The organism is Pseudomonadota bacterium, assembly GCA_016195085.1.
Classification (GTDB): Bacteria; Pseudomonadota; Alphaproteobacteria; order SHVZ01; family SHVZ01; genus JACQAG01.
On record JACQAG010000075.1, the window covers coordinates 1 to 17,478 of the forward strand.

The 17,478-nt window shown below is 65.7% G+C and carries 19 protein-coding genes; 8 read left to right on the forward strand and 11 right to left on the reverse strand.

All coding sequences use genetic code 11. The annotated features are described in order from the left end of the window. Positions 1–488 precede the first annotated feature (488 nt). Entirely contained in the window at positions 489–1,346 is an 858-nt protein-coding gene (locus HY058_20215) for a hypothetical protein (protein MBI3499627.1), read from the forward strand. Here the strand turns inward: HY058_20215 and HY058_20220 are convergent. Next, positions 1,318–2,130, reverse strand: a complete 813-nt coding sequence (locus HY058_20220) for a hypothetical protein (protein ID MBI3499628.1) — start codon at positions 2,128–2,130, stop codon at positions 1,318–1,320. The genes HY058_20215 and HY058_20220 overlap by 29 nt on opposite strands. A 261-nt stretch (positions 2,131–2,391) precedes the next feature. Beyond that, a complete protein-coding gene (locus tag HY058_20225; GenBank protein MBI3499629.1) occupies positions 2,392–3,192 on the reverse strand; it encodes a hypothetical protein in 801 nt (266 codons plus the stop codon). A 156-nt stretch (positions 3,193–3,348) separates the two neighbouring features. Between HY058_20225 and HY058_20230 the strand changes: the two genes are divergently transcribed. Together HY058_20230 and HY058_20235 are read left to right on the forward strand one after the other, a co-directional pair. Continuing rightward, positions 3,349–4,377, forward strand: a complete 1,029-nt coding sequence (locus HY058_20230; GenBank protein MBI3499630.1) for a histone deacetylase family protein — start codon at positions 3,349–3,351, stop codon at positions 4,375–4,377. A gap of 214 nt (positions 4,378–4,591) precedes the next feature. After that, positions 4,592–4,795, forward strand: coding sequence for a cold-shock protein (locus tag HY058_20235; GenBank protein ID MBI3499631.1), 204 nt, complete (start codon positions 4,592–4,594; stop codon positions 4,793–4,795). A gap of 65 nt (positions 4,796–4,860) precedes the next feature. Here HY058_20235 and aspS read toward each other — a convergent pair whose 3' ends face one another. The 7 genes from aspS to rfbC form a co-directional block, all read right to left on the reverse strand. Beyond that, entirely contained in the window at positions 4,861–6,639 is a 1,779-nt protein-coding gene (gene aspS, locus HY058_20240; GenBank protein MBI3499632.1) for an aspartate--tRNA ligase, read from the reverse strand. 273 nt (positions 6,640–6,912) lie between these two features. Further along, positions 6,913–7,290, reverse strand: a complete 378-nt coding sequence (locus HY058_20245) for a type II toxin-antitoxin system VapC family toxin (protein ID MBI3499633.1) — start codon at positions 7,288–7,290, stop codon at positions 6,913–6,915. After that, complete coding sequence (locus HY058_20250; protein MBI3499634.1) at positions 7,284–7,499, reverse strand: CopG family transcriptional regulator; 216 nt, start codon at positions 7,497–7,499, stop codon at positions 7,284–7,286. Before HY058_20250 ends, HY058_20245 begins: the two co-directional genes overlap by 7 nt. A gap of 365 nt (positions 7,500–7,864) precedes the next feature. Further along, positions 7,865–8,737 (reverse strand): glucose-1-phosphate thymidylyltransferase RfbA, encoded by an 873-nt coding sequence (gene rfbA, locus HY058_20255; GenBank protein MBI3499635.1) that lies wholly within the window; start codon positions 8,735–8,737, stop codon positions 7,865–7,867. Then, positions 8,734–9,633: a dTDP-4-dehydrorhamnose reductase gene (gene rfbD / locus HY058_20260; GenBank protein ID MBI3499636.1), complete on the reverse strand. Its 900-nt coding sequence runs from the start codon at positions 9,631–9,633 to the stop codon at positions 8,734–8,736. Before rfbD ends, rfbA begins: the two co-directional genes overlap by 4 nt. An 18-nt stretch (positions 9,634–9,651) precedes the next feature. Further along, positions 9,652–10,722 (reverse strand): dTDP-glucose 4,6-dehydratase, encoded by a 1,071-nt coding sequence (gene rfbB / locus HY058_20265; protein ID MBI3499637.1) that lies wholly within the window; start codon positions 10,720–10,722, stop codon positions 9,652–9,654. A 12-nt stretch (positions 10,723–10,734) separates the two neighbouring features. After that, positions 10,735–11,307: a dTDP-4-dehydrorhamnose 3,5-epimerase gene (gene rfbC, locus HY058_20270; GenBank protein MBI3499638.1), complete on the reverse strand. Its 573-nt coding sequence runs from the start codon at positions 11,305–11,307 to the stop codon at positions 10,735–10,737. Between the two features lie 138 nt (positions 11,308–11,445). On the opposite strand from rfbC, the gene HY058_20275 reads away from it, so the two are divergent. From HY058_20275 to HY058_20285, 3 genes are all read left to right on the forward strand, one after another. Further along, entirely contained in the window at positions 11,446–12,366 is a 921-nt protein-coding gene (locus tag HY058_20275; protein ID MBI3499639.1) for a glycosyltransferase family 2 protein, read from the forward strand. 102 nt (positions 12,367–12,468) lie between these two features. Continuing rightward, complete coding sequence (locus HY058_20280; protein ID MBI3499640.1) at positions 12,469–13,113, forward strand: methyltransferase domain-containing protein; 645 nt, start codon at positions 12,469–12,471, stop codon at positions 13,111–13,113. Positions 13,114–13,124: 11 nt separating this feature from the next. Further along, complete coding sequence (locus tag HY058_20285) at positions 13,125–13,751, forward strand: class I SAM-dependent methyltransferase (GenBank protein ID MBI3499641.1); 627 nt, start codon at positions 13,125–13,127, stop codon at positions 13,749–13,751. Positions 13,752–13,818: 67 nt separating this feature from the next. Here the strand turns inward: HY058_20285 and HY058_20290 are convergent, their stop codons facing one another. Both HY058_20290 and HY058_20295 read right to left on the reverse strand, forming a co-directional pair. Next, positions 13,819–14,013: a hypothetical protein gene (locus HY058_20290; GenBank protein ID MBI3499642.1), complete on the reverse strand. Its 195-nt coding sequence runs from the start codon at positions 14,011–14,013 to the stop codon at positions 13,819–13,821. 102 nt (positions 14,014–14,115) lie between these two features. Beyond that, positions 14,116–14,355 (reverse strand): DUF1127 domain-containing protein, encoded by a 240-nt coding sequence (locus HY058_20295; protein ID MBI3499643.1) that lies wholly within the window; start codon positions 14,353–14,355, stop codon positions 14,116–14,118. A 115-nt stretch (positions 14,356–14,470) separates the two neighbouring features. Here HY058_20295 and HY058_20300 point away from each other — a divergent pair, with 115 nt between their 5' ends. Together HY058_20300 and HY058_20305 are read left to right on the forward strand one after the other, a co-directional pair. Further along, entirely contained in the window at positions 14,471–15,868 is a 1,398-nt protein-coding gene (locus HY058_20300) for a PLP-dependent aminotransferase family protein (protein ID MBI3499644.1), read from the forward strand. A gap of 66 nt (positions 15,869–15,934) precedes the next feature. Continuing rightward, a complete protein-coding gene (locus HY058_20305) occupies positions 15,935–17,326 on the forward strand; it encodes a CRTAC1 family protein (GenBank protein ID MBI3499645.1) in 1,392 nt (463 codons plus the stop codon). The last annotated feature ends 152 nt before the right edge of the window (positions 17,327–17,478 follow it).

Genomic DNA, 17,478 nt, shown 5'->3' on the forward strand with positions numbered 1-17,478 from the left:
ACACCGACCCAAACCCAGCGCCGCGCCTTCGATCTGCTCGCCCTCCAACCGACGCTGTAGTCAGGACCCGCAACCAAATGCGAGTCACATCAGCGCCTTGCTCGAAAAATGGGTAAAGTTCGGGCTAAGCCGCACCGCACCCGCAGAGCCATCGAATCAACGCAACTGCCGGATTTATGGGCAGTCTCGCAGCCGCCAAGGGCGCGCCGCGCAAGCAAGAGCCGGCGCCGCAAAGGCGATGTAGACCTCCTTGCTCCTACAAGATGTTGTGGGCAGGAACTTTGCGCGATCTATATATCGTAGTCTTGGCGCAATATTCAGTTTGTCGCGCATCCGTCCTATGTTGCTGGCAATTCCGCGCCGCTTCTGCTTGCGTATTCAGCGGCGCGGCTGAGGTATACTCGTGAAATTGCCGCGAATGCCGCAGGCATTTGCGAAGTGCGGACGATGAGCCTGTCCGGGAGGGAACGGGAGGCTTTGGGGAGGCGATGACGATCCTCACCTTTTTGGTCGATGAAGCGGGCGACCTTTGGAACGCCGATTCGACCGATTTCCACCACCGGCTCGGAGTGCGCAACCCCGATTTCGACGTCGCTGCCTTCGCGGTGAAGAATTTCGGCTGGGTTGAGATCGCCTATGGCACGCGGCGGATGACGGTGCGCCTCCGCCCGGCCACCGCCGAGCCCAATGCCGTCAAGTTTCTCAAGGACGTGCTCAAGGGCACGGACAAGCCGGAGGTCCTGCTGACCTCCTGGCACGAGTCCTGGAAGAAGGAGAAGTTCTCGAGCCCGGGTGCTGCCTTGGCGCGGCTCGAAGCGCTCTTGGCTCCCACGCACATCCGTCAGAACGCTCGATTCGGTGCGAGTAGGGTGCCAATCGAGCAGATATTCCGGGACAAGCAGTTAAGTCTCATTGAGCATTTTCAAATGTGGCGATCAAAGGGAGCCACGACCGAACTTCCTGATGCGATCCGCCTGGCGGTAACCGCCCGCGAAGGGCGTACCGGTCTGATCGAGCGATCGGACGTGTACGACTCTTATGTGACCCGACACGTTGGAGTCGCACTCCGCTTCCATAACGACGAAAGCCGCAGACGGCTTATTGGTCGGGATTTTCGCAACGCTCCGGATCCCGACTACGCAACGTGGTGCGGTTTGGCGTATGGGTCAGCGATTTTCGAGAACGAGCCCATCGTCGAAGATGTTCTCGCGCACGTCCGCGGCACCAATGGGATGCTGTTGACGATGAACTATCGCCGTCTCCTTACGAATTTTCGGACACCGAAAGGTGCAAATCTCGTCATGGTGTCGTCCCTGCTCATTCCGCAGCGACAAGCGGCCGCGTGAGCGGACCGCCCATCGCGATCTGACGAGCGTCGTCCAGCAATTCAGCGCGCGATGACCACGCGAGGACATCGTCCACCGCTCCGCAATATGGAAACGTCATCGTTACACCGGTCTGAACATTGGGCCAGCCATACGAGGCGACGACTCCTTTGCGCGCCAGGATCGTCTGAGCGAATGAAAAAATGTAGTCGGGAGACCATGTCGCAAGAATGATATTGCGAGTGATCCGTCCGAGGATCTGCGAAAGCCGCAATCCGTTCGGTCCGACGCCGCGATACCGGGGATGCACCCAAATGCCGCCGCTATGAGCGCAAATGCCGGTTATATTCATGGCGAATGGGCTCTCGATACGGCATCGTACCCCTGCATCGGCGCTTGGTGGGTTGTCGTAGAAGAGCGTCAGATTGTTTCCTGCTTCACGCAGGTTCGTGCCGGTGAAGTTGAATAACTTGCCCGATTGAGTGGTTACGATGTCGCCATGCTCGTCAAGGCCGGCAAGCCAAAGGCTGTTTTCGGGGCCAAGCTTGCAATGGATAGGGTCATACATGGGCGCAAGGCCCGCCTTGGTGTTCTGGTTGGCTTCCATGCAGACCTTGAAGAGGTGGAAATCGTGCTGCGGGTACAGGTGAATGCCATGGTCCCGCACCAACTGGTCCATGCGGAGGATTGATTGCGATAGGGCGATGTCCTGACCCGGCAGCGCCGAAAACCAATCGGGCAGGCGTACGGCCTGGGGCCTCTCGGAGACGATATCGGTAATTTGATGAGCGAATGTCTGAGACACGGCCTTCCCCCATATCTGGTAGTTCAGAAAGGGGAAAACGCTACCACTTGTGGGTGTACGTGTGGAGGGGCCCTGTTCGCAACCATGGTTGCCGCGGACCTTCAATGGTCCAGCAAGCTGTGCACGGCACGGAATTGAGCGAATCGGGCGCGTGCAAGGTCAAAGCCGAAAGGTGTAATCGCCACGCGAGGCCGTTAGCGCAGGGGATCGAGCGGGCGCGCGGTTAGGGTCTGCCGGCTCATTGCGAGTCGGCTCTTTGATTCAATCAAGCTGCCTGAGGTGACCATCCTCGACGATCGTGCGAGCGTCCTCTTGCAGCTCGGAGCGATCCATCCAATTCAGACACACGTCCAACTCCTCGCCCGCGAGTAGCTTGAGCTTCAGTCCAGGTTCGAAACGGCTATAGCCCAACGTAGAGAGCACGCCACGATCCACGAGAGTTTGCCGCGTCAGCGAAAAATAAAAATCAGCGTTCCATAATGCGAGGCCGACCATCCGAGTCAGGCGTCCAGTGAGCTGCGAGATGCGAATTCCATTGGACAATTCGCCTCGATGCTGTGGATGCCTCCAAACTGTGCCCGAATGGAACACGAAGCCAGAAATGCGACGTGCGATAGGTGAGTCTATGTGACAGAGGTCGCCGGCAGGAGCTTGCGCGGGGTCATCGTAGACCAAGCGCAGGCTTCGCGCTTCTGCCTCCAAATTTGTCTTACGCCAATCGAACAATTTGCCGCTATTCGTCGTGACCACACGGCCCGACGCATCGAAGCCGGCGAGCCAGAACGAGTTGTTCAGCACCAATCGGCAAAATCTGGTGTCATGCATCGGTGACAAGCTGGCGCGGTTGCCCCGATTTGCGTCGACGACGTCACGAAGCAAGGTGAAATCATGCTGTGGAAGAATGACGGCGCCGCGTTCACGTATCATCCGATCGAGGATCACAATGGCGCGGGAGACGATCCTGTCACCTTCTGGCAGAGCGGACAGCCAATCAACCAAGGATACCGATGCGATACGCCGATCATTCGATAGATTTGGCGCGACGATCGCGTTCTGAGGCATGCGTGACCTGTCGCCTCTGTATGGGTGGACGAGCCCAACAGGATTAGGTGATCTGGCCGAGTCGGGCATGCCCCAGGCGGCAATTGAGGCCACTAACCTTCCCAGCAATGACGATTGAACCCGTCGTCCCACATTGATCCTACCGGAGTCGGCTTAATGCAAATCTTCTTCAGCCCGACCCAGCAGCGCCACGCGCCGAAGACCTTCCTCTTGCGCGGGCGCCTGGTCGAGAGCCCGGAGCGGGCCGAGCGCGCCGATGCGCTCCTGGCCGCCGCGCGGAGCGCCGGGCATGAGGTGGTGCAGCCACGCAGCTTTCCTCGCGATGCCGTGGCGGCGGTGCACCGGGCCGACTATCTGGCCTTCCTGGAGACGGGATACAGCGCGTGGTCCGGCTTGCCCAACGCCGCGCCGGAGATCACCCCCAACATCCACCCCAATCGCCACATGAGCCGCCGTCCCCACGGCATCGTCGGGCTTGCCGGCTGGTATCTCGCCGACACCGGGACGCCGATCGGGCCGGAGACTTGGGTGGCCTCGCTGGCCGCCGCCGACACCGCGCTCGCCGCCTGCGAAGCGGTCATGGCGGGCGCGCCGGTCGCTTACGCCTTGTGCCGACCGCCCGGGCATCACGCCTATGCCGACATGGCCGGAGGCTTCTGCTTCCTCAACAATGCGGCGATCGCCGCCGAGCATGCCCGGAGGCGCCGCGACCGCGTCGCCATCCTCGATGTCGACGTGCATCACGGCAATGGCACGCAAGGGATCTTCTATGAGCGCGCCGACGTGCTGTTCGCCTCGCTGCATGGCGATCCTGCCGGCTTCTATCCGTTCTATGCCGGCTATGCCGAGGAGACCGGCGCCGGGCCCGGTGCGGGGTTCACCATGAACCTGCCCTTGGCCCATGGCAGCGGCGATGAGGTCTATATGCAGGCGCTGGCCCGCGCGCTCGGGCGCATTCGGAGCTACGCGCCCGGTCTCTTGGTGGTCTCGCTCGGGCTCGACGCTTCGGAGGCTGATCCCTTGGGTGTGCTCAAGATCAGCACCACCGGCTTCGAGCGCATCGCCGGCGCCATCGCCGGGCTCGGCCTGCCGACCGTGCTGGTGCAGGAAGGCGGCTATCTCTCCAGCGTTCTCGGCGCCAACCTCGCGGCGTTTCTCGCAGGCTTCGAGGCGGCCGGCGGCTGATCCCGCGCCTATTGGGCGAAATGCGTGGGAGCGCTGCTACTGGTAATCCTCCGCCCGCCATGCCATATTGGCTGCAGCTAGGCTTTGCTTCGGCTACTTGCCGTCGTCCGGTCCCCAGAGACCGCGCCGCTACAAGATATCCATGAAGCCAGACCTGCCTCGCGCATCGCGGATCTCGCGGAGCGCGAGTTTCTACATCTAAACGGAGGCCATCATGGCTATCGGTACTGTCAAGTTCTTCAACAATCAGCGTGGGTTCGGTTTCATCCAGCCCAAGGACGGCTCCAAGGACGTGTTCGTGCACGTAACCGCCGTCGAGCGCGCTGGCATGACTACGCTGACCGAAGGTCAGACAGTCAGCTACGACCTCGTGACCGAGCGCGGCAAGGTCGCCGCCGGCAATCTCAAGCCGGCCTGAACCAGCCTTAGGGCTGAAAGACGAACGGCGGCCTTCGGGCCGCCGTTTGCATTTGTGCGCCCGGCTCACGCCTTCGGCGGCGCCACCACGCGGATGTGCAACTCCTTCAGCTGCTGGGGCGAGACCTCCGAGGGCGCGTTCATCATCAGGTCCTCCGCCCGCTGGTTCATCGGGAACAGGATGACCTCGCGCAGATCGGGTTCGTCGGCCAGCATTCTCACGATCCGGTCGATGCCCGGCGCCGAGCCGCCATGGGGCGGGGCGCCGTAGCGGAACGCATTCAGCATGCCCGCGAACTTGGTCTCCACCGTCTGGCGATCGTAGCCGGCGATCTCGAAGGCTTTGATCATGGTGTCGGGACGATGGTTGCGGATGGCGCCCGAGGACAGCTCCACGCCGTTGCAGACGATGTCGTACTGGAATGCAAGCACGTCCAAGGGATCCTTGGTCATGAGCGCGTCCAGCCCGCCTTGGGGCATCGAAAAGGGGTTGTGGCTGAAGTCGATCTTGCCGGTCTTCTCGTCCCGCTCGTACATCGGGAAGTCGACGATCCAGCAGAAGCGGAACTCGCCCTTCTGGATGAGCCCCAGCTCCTCGCCGAGGCGGGTGCGGGCCGGGCCGGCGAACTTGGCGGCGTCCTCGCGCTTGCCGGCGGCGAAGAAGACGGCGTCGCCGTCGCCCATCCCGGTCAAGCCCTTGAGCTTCGCCAGGCGCTCGCCCTCGAGGAACTTCGCGATCGGCCCCTTGCCCTGGCCGCCCTCGAAGATGATGTAGCCCAAGCCCGGCGCGCCCTCGCCGCGCGCCCATTCGTTCATCTTGTCGAAGAAGGAGCGGGGCTGGCTCGCGGCTTTCGGAGCCGGGATCGCGCGCACCACGCCGCCGGATCCCAGCACCTTCTCGAAGATGGAAAATCCGCTGCCGCGGAACACCTCGCCCACCTCGGCGATGACCAGCGGGTTGCGCAGATCCGGCTTGTCAGAGCCGTACTTCAACAGCGCATCTCCATAGGCGATGCGCGGGAAGGGCGGCTTGGTGACATTGCGGCCGTCGGCGAACTCCTCGAACACGCCGGCCAGAACCGGCTCGAGTGCTGCGAACACGTCCTCCTGCTCGACGAAGCTCATCTCCACGTCGAGCTGGTAGAACTCGCCCGGAGAGCGGTCGGCGCGCGCGTCCTCGTCGCGAAAACAGGGCGCGATCTGGAAGTAGCGATCGAAGCCCGCCACCATGATGAGCTGCTTGAACTGCTGCGGGGCCTGCGGCAGCGCGTAGAACTTGCCGGGATGCAGCCGGCTCGGCACCAGGAAGTCGCGGGCACCCTCGGGCGAGCTCGCCGTCAGGATCGGCGTCTGGAACTCGATGAAGCCCTGCTCGATCATGCGCCGGCGGATCGAGGAGATGACCTGGCTGCGGAGCACGATGTTGCGATGCAGCCGCTCGCGCCGGAGATCGAGATAGCGATAGCGCAGCCGCGTCTCCTCGCCCGAGTCCTGATCGGCATTGACCTGGAGGGGCAGGAGCTCGGCCGCCGACAGGATCTCGAAGGCATCGATCACCACCTCGACTTCGCCGGTCGCGAGCCCGGGATTCACCGTCTCGGCCGAGCGCGCCACCACGCGGCCGGTCACCGTCACCACGCTCTCGACCCTTGTGGCTTCGACCGGCGCGAAGGTCGGCTTCGAGGAGTCGACGACGCATTGGGTGATGCCGAAATGGTCTCTCAGATCCACGAACAGCAGCTGGCCGTGATCGCGCTTGCGGTGCGCCCAGCCGGAAAGCCGGACGGTCTTGCCGACATCGGCCAGCGTCAGCTGGCTGCAATTGTGGCTGCGGTAGCGGTGCATGGGACTGGCCTTGGGTCTAGGGCGGGCGGAGTATGCACACTAGAAAGTCCCGCGCAACCGGCGGCTCGGTCTCGGCGCGCTCCGCGCAATGCCCCCACCCCGACCCTCCCCCGCCTGGCGGCGGGGAGGGAGTCGAAACGGACCTCCGCTCCCTCCCCCATGCGTTAGCGTGGGGGAGGGTTGGGGTGGGGGCACTTCGCATGTCGGCACCTAGCGCCGATCGGTCAGGACACGCAGCAGATCGTCGCCATAGTCGGATCTGCGCAAGGGCGATCAGCCTCCGGGCCTGAGCGCGTAGGGCGCGCGGACGCTCGGATCGCTGGCCGGAAAATCCTTCGTATTGCGCGTCACCAGCAGCATCGCATTCGCTTGCGCCGAAGCCCAGATCACCGCGTCAGGCAGCTTGATCTTGCGGGTCCGACGCAGATCCACCGCCGCTTCGGCGACGCTCCGGTCGAGGCCGATGATCTCGAACCCGTCGAGAAAGCGTCTGGTGGCCGCCTCGAGCCCGGCCTTGACGCCGGCCATGACCTCCATCCAGGTGATGATGCTGATGGCCTTGTCTTCGTACCGCTGCAGCTCCTCGCGCGCCTCGGGAACGGCATTGAGATAGTCGATCAGCACGTTCGTGTCGAAGAGCGCCTTCACCATTCTCCGCGCATCCGCTCCTGATACGCCAACCCATCGACCCTGTGGTTGCCCCACAGGCCGAAGGCATCTCGTTCCTGGGCGTGGCGGTGCTTGCCGAGATACTCGGCGATCGCCTGACGAATGAGGGCGGCGCGTGAGCGCTTTGCTTTCCGCGCCAGCTCGTCAAGCGCCCGGATCTCGCTCTCTCCGATATCGACCAACGCCTTCATGGGCCGCGCCTGTAATCTAATATGCGATATCTATATTATATATTACCTCCGCGCCCGCGAGAATAGGCAGGCGGGCCCCAGGACGTGCCGTAGCGCCGCCGGAAGGGCCGAGCCGCCTCGGGACACCGGGCAAAGCCCAAAAAACGTTCACTAATAAATAGTTAGGTTCCATGAAGCGGCGCTGTCCCAGCGTCCCAGTCCCGGGCACGCGCGGGGTGGGACAGCCATAGAGTGCACCCCGCCGGATGCCCCCACCCCGACCCTCCCCCGCCTGTCGGCGAGGGAGGGAGTCGAAACGGACCTCCGCTCCCTCCCCCATGCGTTAGCGTGGGGGAGGTTGGGGTGGGGGCGTTTGGTGGCGGCGCCTAGCGCCGATCGGTCAGGAGACGCAGCAGGTAGTCGCCATAGCCGGATTTGCGCAAGGGTTCGGCCAGGCGGCGGACCGCATCGTCGTCGATAAAGCCCATCAGATAGGCGACCTCCTCCGGGCAGGCGATCTTCAGGCCCTGGCGCTCCTCCACGGTGCGGACGAACTCGCTCGCCTGCAGCAAGGATTCGTGCGTCCCGGTGTCGAGCCAGGCGAAGCCGCGGCCGAGCTGCGCCACGTCGAGCTCGCCCATGGCGAGATAGGCGCGGTTGACGTCGGTGATCTCCAGCTCGCCGCGGGCGGAGGGCTCGATCGAGCGGGCGATGTCGACGACGCGGTTGTCGTAGAAATACAGGCCGGTGACCGCCCAGTTGCTCTTCGGCCGCTTCGGCTTCTCGACGATGTCCTGCGCCTTGCCGGCGCCGTTGAAGGACACCACCCCGTAGCGTTCTGGGTCCCGGACCCAATAGCCGAAGACGGTGGCGCCCCGCTCGCGTTGGCAGGCCTTTCGCAGGAGTGCGGTCAGCCCGTCGCCGAAGAAGATGTTGTCGCCAAGCACCAGGGCGACGCTGTCGCGGCCGATGAATTTCCGGCCGATGATGAAGGCATCGGCGAGGCCCCGCGGCTCCGGCTGCACCGCGTAGTGGAGCCGGATGCCCCAGCGCGCGCCATCGCCCAAGAGCCGCTTGAAGCTGCTTTTGTCCGCGGGCGTGGTGATGATGAGAATGTCGCGGATGCCGGCCAGCATCAGCGTCGACAAGGGATAGTAGATCATCGGCTTGTCGTAGACCGGCAGGAGCTGCTTGCTCACCACCTGGGTCAGCGGGTGCAGCCTGGTGCCGTGGCCGCCGGCGAGCACGATGCCCTTCATGCGGCACCTCGTTTGGGCAGGGCGAGAAGCAGGTCGAGCACGTCCTTGAGGCCCGCCTGCCACGGCCGGCGCGGCGGGGCGAAGGCAGCGATGACCTTGCTGCAATCCAGGACCGAGTTCTGCGGACGGCGCACCGGCGTCGGATAGGCGCTGGTCGGGATGGCCTTTACGGTCGGCCGCTTGCCGGTGACCATGGCCGCGCGCTCGACGATCGCCCGGGCGAAGCCGTGCCAGCTTACCTGGCCTTCGGCGGTGTAGTGATAGGTACCCCACCTTGCGGTGGCGGGCTCGAGGAGCTGTGGTGCGATCGCCAGCACGGCCCCAGCGATGTCGTCGGCCGCCGTCGGCGCGCCCACCTGGTCGTCGACGACGCCCCACTCGCTGCGCTCGCCCGCGAGCCGGAGCATGGTCTTGACGAAATTCTGCCCGTGGGCGGAGTAGACCCAGCTCGTGCGCAGGATCACGTGGCGGTCCCAGGCCGAGCGCACGGCCCGTTCACCCGCTTCCTTGCTGCGGCCATAAACGCCGAGCGGAGCCACAGGGTCGCCCTCGACATAGGCGCCCGCTTTGCTGCCGTCGAACACATAGTCGGTCGAGATATGGATGAGCGGCACGCCGCGGGCGGCGCACGCATCTGCGAGGTAGCCAGGCCCCGAGGCATTGACCGCTTCGGCGGAAGCCCGTTCGGTTTCGGCGCGATCGACCGCGGTGTAGGCGGCGCAGTTGACGACGATTTCCGCCGCGCAACGCCGGACGGCGGCGGCGACGGTCTCGGGTCGGGCGAGGTCGAGCTCAGCCCGGCTCGGATGCTCGACTGCAGCACCGGCGAACGGGCCCAAGCGCCCGAGCGCCTCACCCACCTGGCCGGTGCCGCCGGTGAGGAGAAGGCGGATCATGTCGGTCGCCGCATGGGTTCAGCCCGCGGCCCGGCGCTTGGATCCGAGACCGACGCGGGCGACCGCGCTGGCGCGCTCCAGGATCGGCCGCCACCACGCTTCGTTCTCGAGATACCAACGCACGGTGCGCGCCAGCCCCGATCGGAAGGTCTCGCGGGGCCGCCAACCGAGCTCGCGCTCGATCTTGGAGGCGTCGATCGCATAGCGCTGGTCGTGACCGGGACGGTCGGCGACGAAGCCGATCAGGCTCTCATGGGGACGCTGGGGCGATTGCGGCCGAAGCTCGTCCAGGAGCCGGCAGATCGCGCGCACCACCTCGAGATTGGTCTGCTCGGCGCTGCCGCCGATGTTGTAGGTCTCGCCGGGCCTGCCCTGCTCCAGCACCAGCACCAGGGCCGCGGCATGGTCTTCCACATGCAGCCAGTCCCGCACATTGTCGCCCTTGCCGTAGACCGGCAGGGTCTCTCCTGCCATTCCCTTGATGATCATCAGCGGGACCAGCTTCTCGGGAAACTGGTAGGGGCCGTAATTGTTCGAGCAGTTGGTAAGGAGAACCGGCAGCCCGTAGGTCTCGCCCCAGGCGCGCACGAGATGGTCGCTGGCCGCCTTACTGGCCGAATAGGGGGAGTTCGGCTGGTAGCGGGTGGTCTCCGAGAAGAGGCCGGCGGCGCCCAGCGAGCCGAAGACCTCGTCGGTGGAGACGTGATGGAAGCGGAAGCGCCGCCGATGCGCTTCCTCGAGCCCCTCCCAATAGGCGCGGGCTGCTTCCAGCATGGTGTAGGTGCCGACCACATTGGTCTCGACGAAGGCGGCCGGGCCATCGATCGAGCGGTCGACATGGCTCTCGGCGGCGAGGTGGATGACGGCGTCCGGCCGATGCTCGGCCATGATGCGCTGGACCGCCGGTCCGTCGCAGATATCCGCCTTCTCGAAGCGATAGGTGGGCCGCTCGGCGACCGCGGCCAACGCTTCCGGGCTCGCCGCATAGGTGAGCTTGTCGAGGTTGACGACCGCGTGGCCGTCGGCGACGAGCTTGCGCACCACCGCACCGCCGATGAAACCGGCTCCGCCGGTGACGAGGATCTTCATCGCCCTTGGCTCCTACGCGCCGATGCCGCGCCAGACGAAATGCCGGGGCAGCTCGGCCAGGCGCGGCAGCACCGCGTCCTTGGCCGACAAGACCGCGCTCGCCGGGTCCACCGGCCAGGCGATCTTGAGATCCGGATCGTTCCACATGACGCCCACCTCATGCTCGGGGCTGTAGAGCGATGTAACCTTGTAGATCACCTCGGTATCGGGCGCGAGGGTGCAGAAACCGTGGGCGAAGCCTTCGGGAATGTAGACCTGGTTCCAGGAATCGGCGCTGACCTCGACGGCCACATGGCCCCCGAAGCTGGGCGAGCCGTGGCGAATGTCGACGGCAACGTCGAGAATGGCGCCCTTGGTCACCCGCACCAGCTTCGCCTGGGCAAACGGATCGCGCTGATAATGCAGCCCGCGCACGGTACCCTGATCGGCCGAAAGCGAGTGGTTGTCCTGCTGGAAGACGACGTCGATGCCCGCTTCCGCGAAGGCGCGGCGGTTGTAGGTATCGGAGAAGAAGCCGCGGTTATCGCCGAATTTGCGCGGCCAGATGATCTTGACCTCCGGGATCGCGGTCGACTCGATTTTCATGGCCATGGGCACTGTGGCAAGGGACGATGTCAGAAGGGCGGCGGCCTATAGCATGGCGCATCCCGACGCGGCAAGCTGGCCACGCCGCATGACACCTCGTTTATGATGCGGGTCCAAGCACTTCGCCAAGGCTCGCTTATGTCAGCCGCGCCGCTCGAGGGCACCAGCGTCATCGTCGTCTCCTACCGCACCGGCCCGGCGCTCCGGGACTGCGTCGAATCCGTGCTCGCCCAGGAGGGTCTGGCCGAGCTCATCGTCGTCGACAACGGCAACCCGGCCGAGAGCCTGGCCTGGCTCGGCCAACGCGCCCTTGCGGACCGGCGGCTGAGGATCCTGAGCGGCCACGGCAATGTCGGCTTTGCCGCCGGCTGCAACCGGGGCGTGGCGGCGAGCGGGGGTGCGATCATCTTGCTCTTGAACCCGGACTGCGTGCTGGCGGAGGGAACTCTCAGCCGCGGCGCAGCGTTGTTGGCGGGGCACCCCGGGGCCGCCCTCCTGGGCGGCCGGCTCGTCAATCCGGACGGCAGCGACCAGCGCGGCGGCCGTCGGCACTTGTTGACGCCCGGCAGCGCGATCATCGAGGCCTTGCGGCTCGATCGGTTGATCCCCGGCGTGAAGCGGGTCAATCGCCACGAAGAGCCGCTTCCGGAGGCCGCCATCCCGGTCGATTGCATTTCAGGCGCGTTCATGCTGATGCCGCGCCCGGTGTTCGAAACGGTGGGTGGCATGGACGAGGGGTATTTTCTCCACGTCGAGGATGCCGATTTCTGCCTCAGGGTCGGGCGCCAGGCCGGATCCATCCTCTTCGCCCCGGACATCCTCGTCCGCCATCGCCAGGGCACCAGCGCCGCTCCGGCCATCCTTGTTGAGTGGCACAAGGCGAGGGGCTTTATCCGGTACTTCCACAAACATTTTCGCTCGAGCCACGGCCTGGCGATTCTCGCTCTCGTCGACCTCCTGGTTCTGGCCCGTTTCGCCGTCCGGGGGCTGGTTATGGGCCTCTTCCGGGCCATGGCGAGGCCTGGGCTCATCGCCCTTCCGTTGCTCGCGATTCTGTGATCATCTAATTGCCGGTGGGGTGGCAGAAGGTCGCTGCGCCAAACGATAATTAAAGCACGTCAACGCCCACGGAAACCCCATCAGCGGCCGGTCGCCACCATGTTGAACCTATCCGCAGCCCGCGCTGCCTATCGCCGGCTGTCGCCCCTCTACGATGTTCTCGAAGGGGCCATCTTCGAGCAGGGCCGCAAGCGCGCGGTCGATCTCGCCAACACCACGCCCGGCCAGCGCATCCTCGATGTCGGCGTCGGCACCGGGCTGGCGCTCCCGCTCTATCGGCCGGATGCGACCGTGGTGGGCATCGATGCCTCCCGTCATATGCTGGAATATGCGCGCCGGCGGGTCCGTCGGAAGCGTCTCGGCAATGTGGTGGGCCTGCTCGAGATGGACGCGCTCAGCATGGGCTTCGCCGACCACTCCTTCGATGCCGTCATCGCCATGCACATCGCCTCGGTGGTGGCCGACCCGATGCGGCTCCTGGCCGAGATGAAGCGGGTTTGCGTGCCCGGTGGCGACATCGTCGTCGTTAACCATTTCGCCTCCGGCGGCGGCGTCATGCGGATCATCGAGCAGGCCTGCCTGCCCTTCGGCGAGGTCTTCGGCTTCCGGCCGGATGTGCGCATGCTGCACCTGGTCAACGGCGCCCGGCTGCAGGTGGTGCAGGTGCGGCGCGTCAATCTTGGCGGCTATTGGCGGCTCATCCATTTCCGCAACGAGACGCCGTCCACCTCTGGCCTCGCCGACTGATTTCCTGACCGGTGGCTGATCACGCCGCGATTCGCCGGCTGTATGGCTGGGGCTCGGCCGTCTACGACCTCGTGTTCGGCTCGGTCTTGGAGCCGGGCCGGCTGCTGGCCGTCGATGCGGTCAATCTGAGCCGGGCCGCCCGCGTCCTCGAAATCGGCGTCGGCACCGGCCTCTCGCTTCCCCACTATCGCGCCGGCCTCATGGTCACCGGCATCGATCTCTCGCCCGAAATGCTGACGAAGGCGCGGGCGCGCGCGGCAACGCTGGGGACGGTCGAGGCGCTCCTCGAAATGGACGCGCAGAACCTGACCTTTCCCGATGCCAGCTTCGATGCCGTGGTCGCCATGTATGTGGTGGCAGTGGTGCCCGACATGAGGCGCCTCTTCCACGAGCTGAAGCGCGTGACCCGCCCCGACGGCGATGTCTACGTCGTCAATCACATCAGGGCGGAGACGGGCATCCTGGGCTTGGTCGATCGGCTCGCCCAGCCGCTCACCCGGCGCTTGGCGGTGCGCTCCGATCTGACCTTGAGTCATCTAGAGGAGGTGGCCGGAATCGAGCGGGTCCAGGTCAGCGACGCCAATCTCGGCGGCTACCTCAAGCTCGTGCATTTCCGCAACCGCGCCTGCCCGCGGTGAGCGGGACGGCCATCGGCGAGGAATCGGGTTCCGGACGGGACGCTGCCCGTCCGGCCCGATCTAGAAGCTAGGCGAAGAGATTGACGTTCTGGCCGCGCCCGCTGCCCGGCGGCGTTGGGCCAGGCGTGGCGGCAATCTGCGCGGCGTTGTCAGCCGCGCTCGTGACGAGTTGTGCCAGTGCTGCTTGAGATTTTTCAGCGGACTTCAGGGCAACGATCCCAAAAGCCGTGATATCCCCGGAACCGACGGGGGTTGTGGACATGGATTCTCCTTCCAACACCAGGGCCGCATTTTGCGGCCCCCAACGCCTAGCATGTCCTGGGCCCGGCCCGCAGCAAAAATCGCCTGCCGGCCGCTAGCCCGCCTAAACCCGCCAGAACGGCTTGGTGTATTCACCCCGGGCGGTCAGTCGATCGACGCCGATGTCGCGCAGCATGCGGTCATCCATGGTCAGGAGCTGATGGCGCTCGCGGGCCCGATCTTCCCATTGGATGAGGATCTTAAGGAACCAGCGCCCACATTGAAGCGGGCTGGGGAGCCAGCCGCGGTTGGGCGCGGTGGAACTCTCGGGCTGCCGTTCGACCGGTTTCAATATTGTAGGCATACAATCTATCCTTTTCATATATTGTCATCTAACAATATGCCAGAGGATCGCTCCGTTGAGGTATGACGATAGTGCATACTAGCCTTCGGCCAGTGACCGTCTTACGTTTGTAACCATGACAAGTTGGCAACCGAGCCTTTCTGGTCGGCCGGGACCGCGCTATCGCGCCATCGCCGATGCGCTCGCCGATGCGGTGGCCGAGGGCAAGCTGCAACCCGGAGACCAGCTCCCCACGCATCGCGAGCTGGCCCAAAGCCTGGGCGTGACCGTGCCGACGGTGAGCCGGGCCTACCGCGAGGCGGGGCGGCGGGGGCTGCTTTCCGGCCAGGTCGGGCGCGGCACCTTCGTGGCGCTCGCAAACGACCGGCGCTCGGCGGCCGCGATGGTGCGCTTGCGCGAAGAGGAAGCAGGCGAGATCGACCTCGACTTGAACCAGCTCCCCGCCGCCGGGGAGCAGACGGCCGCCTTGGCGGAAGTGCTGGCGGAGCTTTCAGGCGAGCCCGGGATCAGCGATCTGCTTCGCTATCGTCCCAATCTCGGCTTGACCCCGCATCGCCGCTCCGGGGCTGCCTGGGTCGCTGGCAGCGGCCTCAAGGCGCCGGTGGAGCGCGTGGTCCTGACCGGCGGCAATCAGCATGCTCTGGTGATCGTGCTGCGGGCGCTGGCGCGGCCGGGCGAGGTGGTGCTCTGCGAGGCTCTCGCCTGGCCCGGCATCAGGCGCGCCGCCGACTTCCTGGGGCTTCGCTTGGAAGGTGTGGCGATCGATGCGGAGGGCCTCGTTCCCGACGCCCTGGCCGAGGCTTGCAGACGCTTTCGGCCCAAGGCCCTCTATTGCGCGCCGACGGCGCAGAACCCGACGACGGCGACGATGCCCAAGGCGCGGCGCGAGCGGATCGCCGAGATCGCCCGGCGCTTCGATGTCGCCATCGTCGAGGACGACGTCTACGGCCCGCTCATCGAAGGAGCTCCGGCACCGCTCGCAAGCTACGCTCCGGACCACGCCTTCTACCTCGCCAGCCTGTCGAAGGGGCTCGCGGCCGGCCTTCGCATCGGCTATGTGCTGGCGCCTTCGGCCCATATCGGCCAGCTCGCCGCCGGCGTCGGCGCCACCACGATCACGGTCGCACCCTTGATGGCGGAGATCGCCGCCCGCTGGATCGGCGACGGCACGGCAGAGCGGCTGCTCGCCGCCCAGCGCCGCGAGATCGGCCGGCGCCTGGAGTTGGCGACGAGCCGGCTTGGGCCAGGCAACTGCCGGTGGGTCCGCTACGCCGCCCATATCTGGTACGCGGTTCCCTCGCCCTGGCGGCCGGCGGAGCTGGCCGCCGCCTGTCAGCGTCGCGGACTCAGGGTGACGCCGAGCGAGGTCTTCGCCATGGCGGGCGATGAACGGCCGAGCGGGCTCCGGCTCGCCTTGGGCGGCCCCTCCAGCTTGGCGCGCCTGGAAGCGGCGCTGGGCACGTTCCTCGATGTGGTTAATGCCGGGCCCGGCCAGGCATTGGGGACGGTTTAGCACCGGCGGGCTAGAGCCTCGGTGTAGGATCGACTCAGTCCCGTTCGCCCCGACCCGAGCGCCTCCATGTTCCGCGACGCCAGTGCTGAGCTCATCGATAACGCTCCGGCGCTGCGCTACGGCATCGCCGTCACCGACATCGACGGCGATGGGAAATTCGAGGCGGTGGTGGCGGGCCACGATGGTCCAAACCAAGTCTTGAAATGGACCGGCAAAGGCTTCGAGGACATCGCCGACCGGACCATCGCCGATGCCGAGCGGCAAGCCATCGGCGTCGCCGCCGGCGACATCGACGGCGACGGGCGCGAAGAGATCTACGTGCTGAACGCCGACAGCGACTCCGGCCCGAAGGAGCAAGGAGATCGGCTCTTCGCCTGCTTCGGGAGCGCCGGTGCGGCCGGTCCCTGGCTCGATCTGTTTCAGATTCCCGACAACCGGGCCGCCACCAATCAGATCGCCGGGCGCTCGGTTGCGGTCGTCGATCGGCTGGGCTCCGGGCGCTATGGCTTCGTCGTCGCCAATCATGGCGGTCCCTTTCGCCTGTTCGAGCTCACCGAGGGCAAGCTCGTCGATCATGCTGCCGTCGCCGGCATCGATCGCGTGACCGGCGGACGCGGGCTCGTCGCCGGTCCCATCGTCAGCCCCCGAATGGATATCTTCGCGGTCAACGAGAACGGCCCGAACTTCCTCTTCGTCAATCGCGGCGACGGCAGCTTCAGCGAAGAAGCCGAGCGGCGCGGGCTTGCCGACGCGGAGGAGCATGGCCGCGGCGTGACCGCGCTTGATCTCGACGGCGACGGCCGGCTCGATCTCGTCTATGGCAATTGGGAGGGGCCGCACCGGCTGTTCCTCCAGGATGCGAACGGCCGTTTCAAGGACACGGCACCGGCGCCCCTCGCCCAGCCGAGCCGGGTGCGCACCGTGCTCGCCGCCGACTTCGACAATGACGGCGTGGCCGAGCTGTTCTTCAACAACATCGGCCAGGCGAACCGGCTGTTCAAACCCCTGGACGGCGGCTGGGTGCAGATCCCGACCGGTGCCGCCGAAGAGGCGCGCGGCCTCGGCACCGGCGCTGCCGTCGGCGATTTCGACGATGACGGGAGGCTCGAGCTCCTGATCGCCCATGGCGAGTCCAGGACCCAGCGCCAGCGCCTCAGCCTGTTTCGCCCGTTGGCGGCAGCGGCGAATTTCCTACGGGTCATGCCGCTCACCCGCTACGGCGCGCCGGCGCGAGGCGCGCTCGTGCGCCTGGAGGCGGGGGAGACGGTGCAGGTCAGGCTGATCGACGCCGGCTCGGGCTATCTCTGCCAGATGGAGCCGGTGGCGCATTTCGGCCTGGGGCCGTTCCGCACTGTGGACCGGCTGACGGTGCGCTGGCCGGATGGCGCCTTCGCCGTCATCGAGCGCCCCCAGGCCAACCAGCGAATCGTGGTGCGGCATCCCGCCGCAGTCGGCTAGCCCGACACGGACGCTCAACCAAGCATTAACGTCTTGTGGGCCACCTCGCGGGGCCGCCGGGTCTCGCTGGTCGCCCGTCGAGCGCGCCCCCGAACCCGCCTGCCGATCACCCAACGGTCACCGGACCGCCTTGGTTCGGCCTTGATGTTATT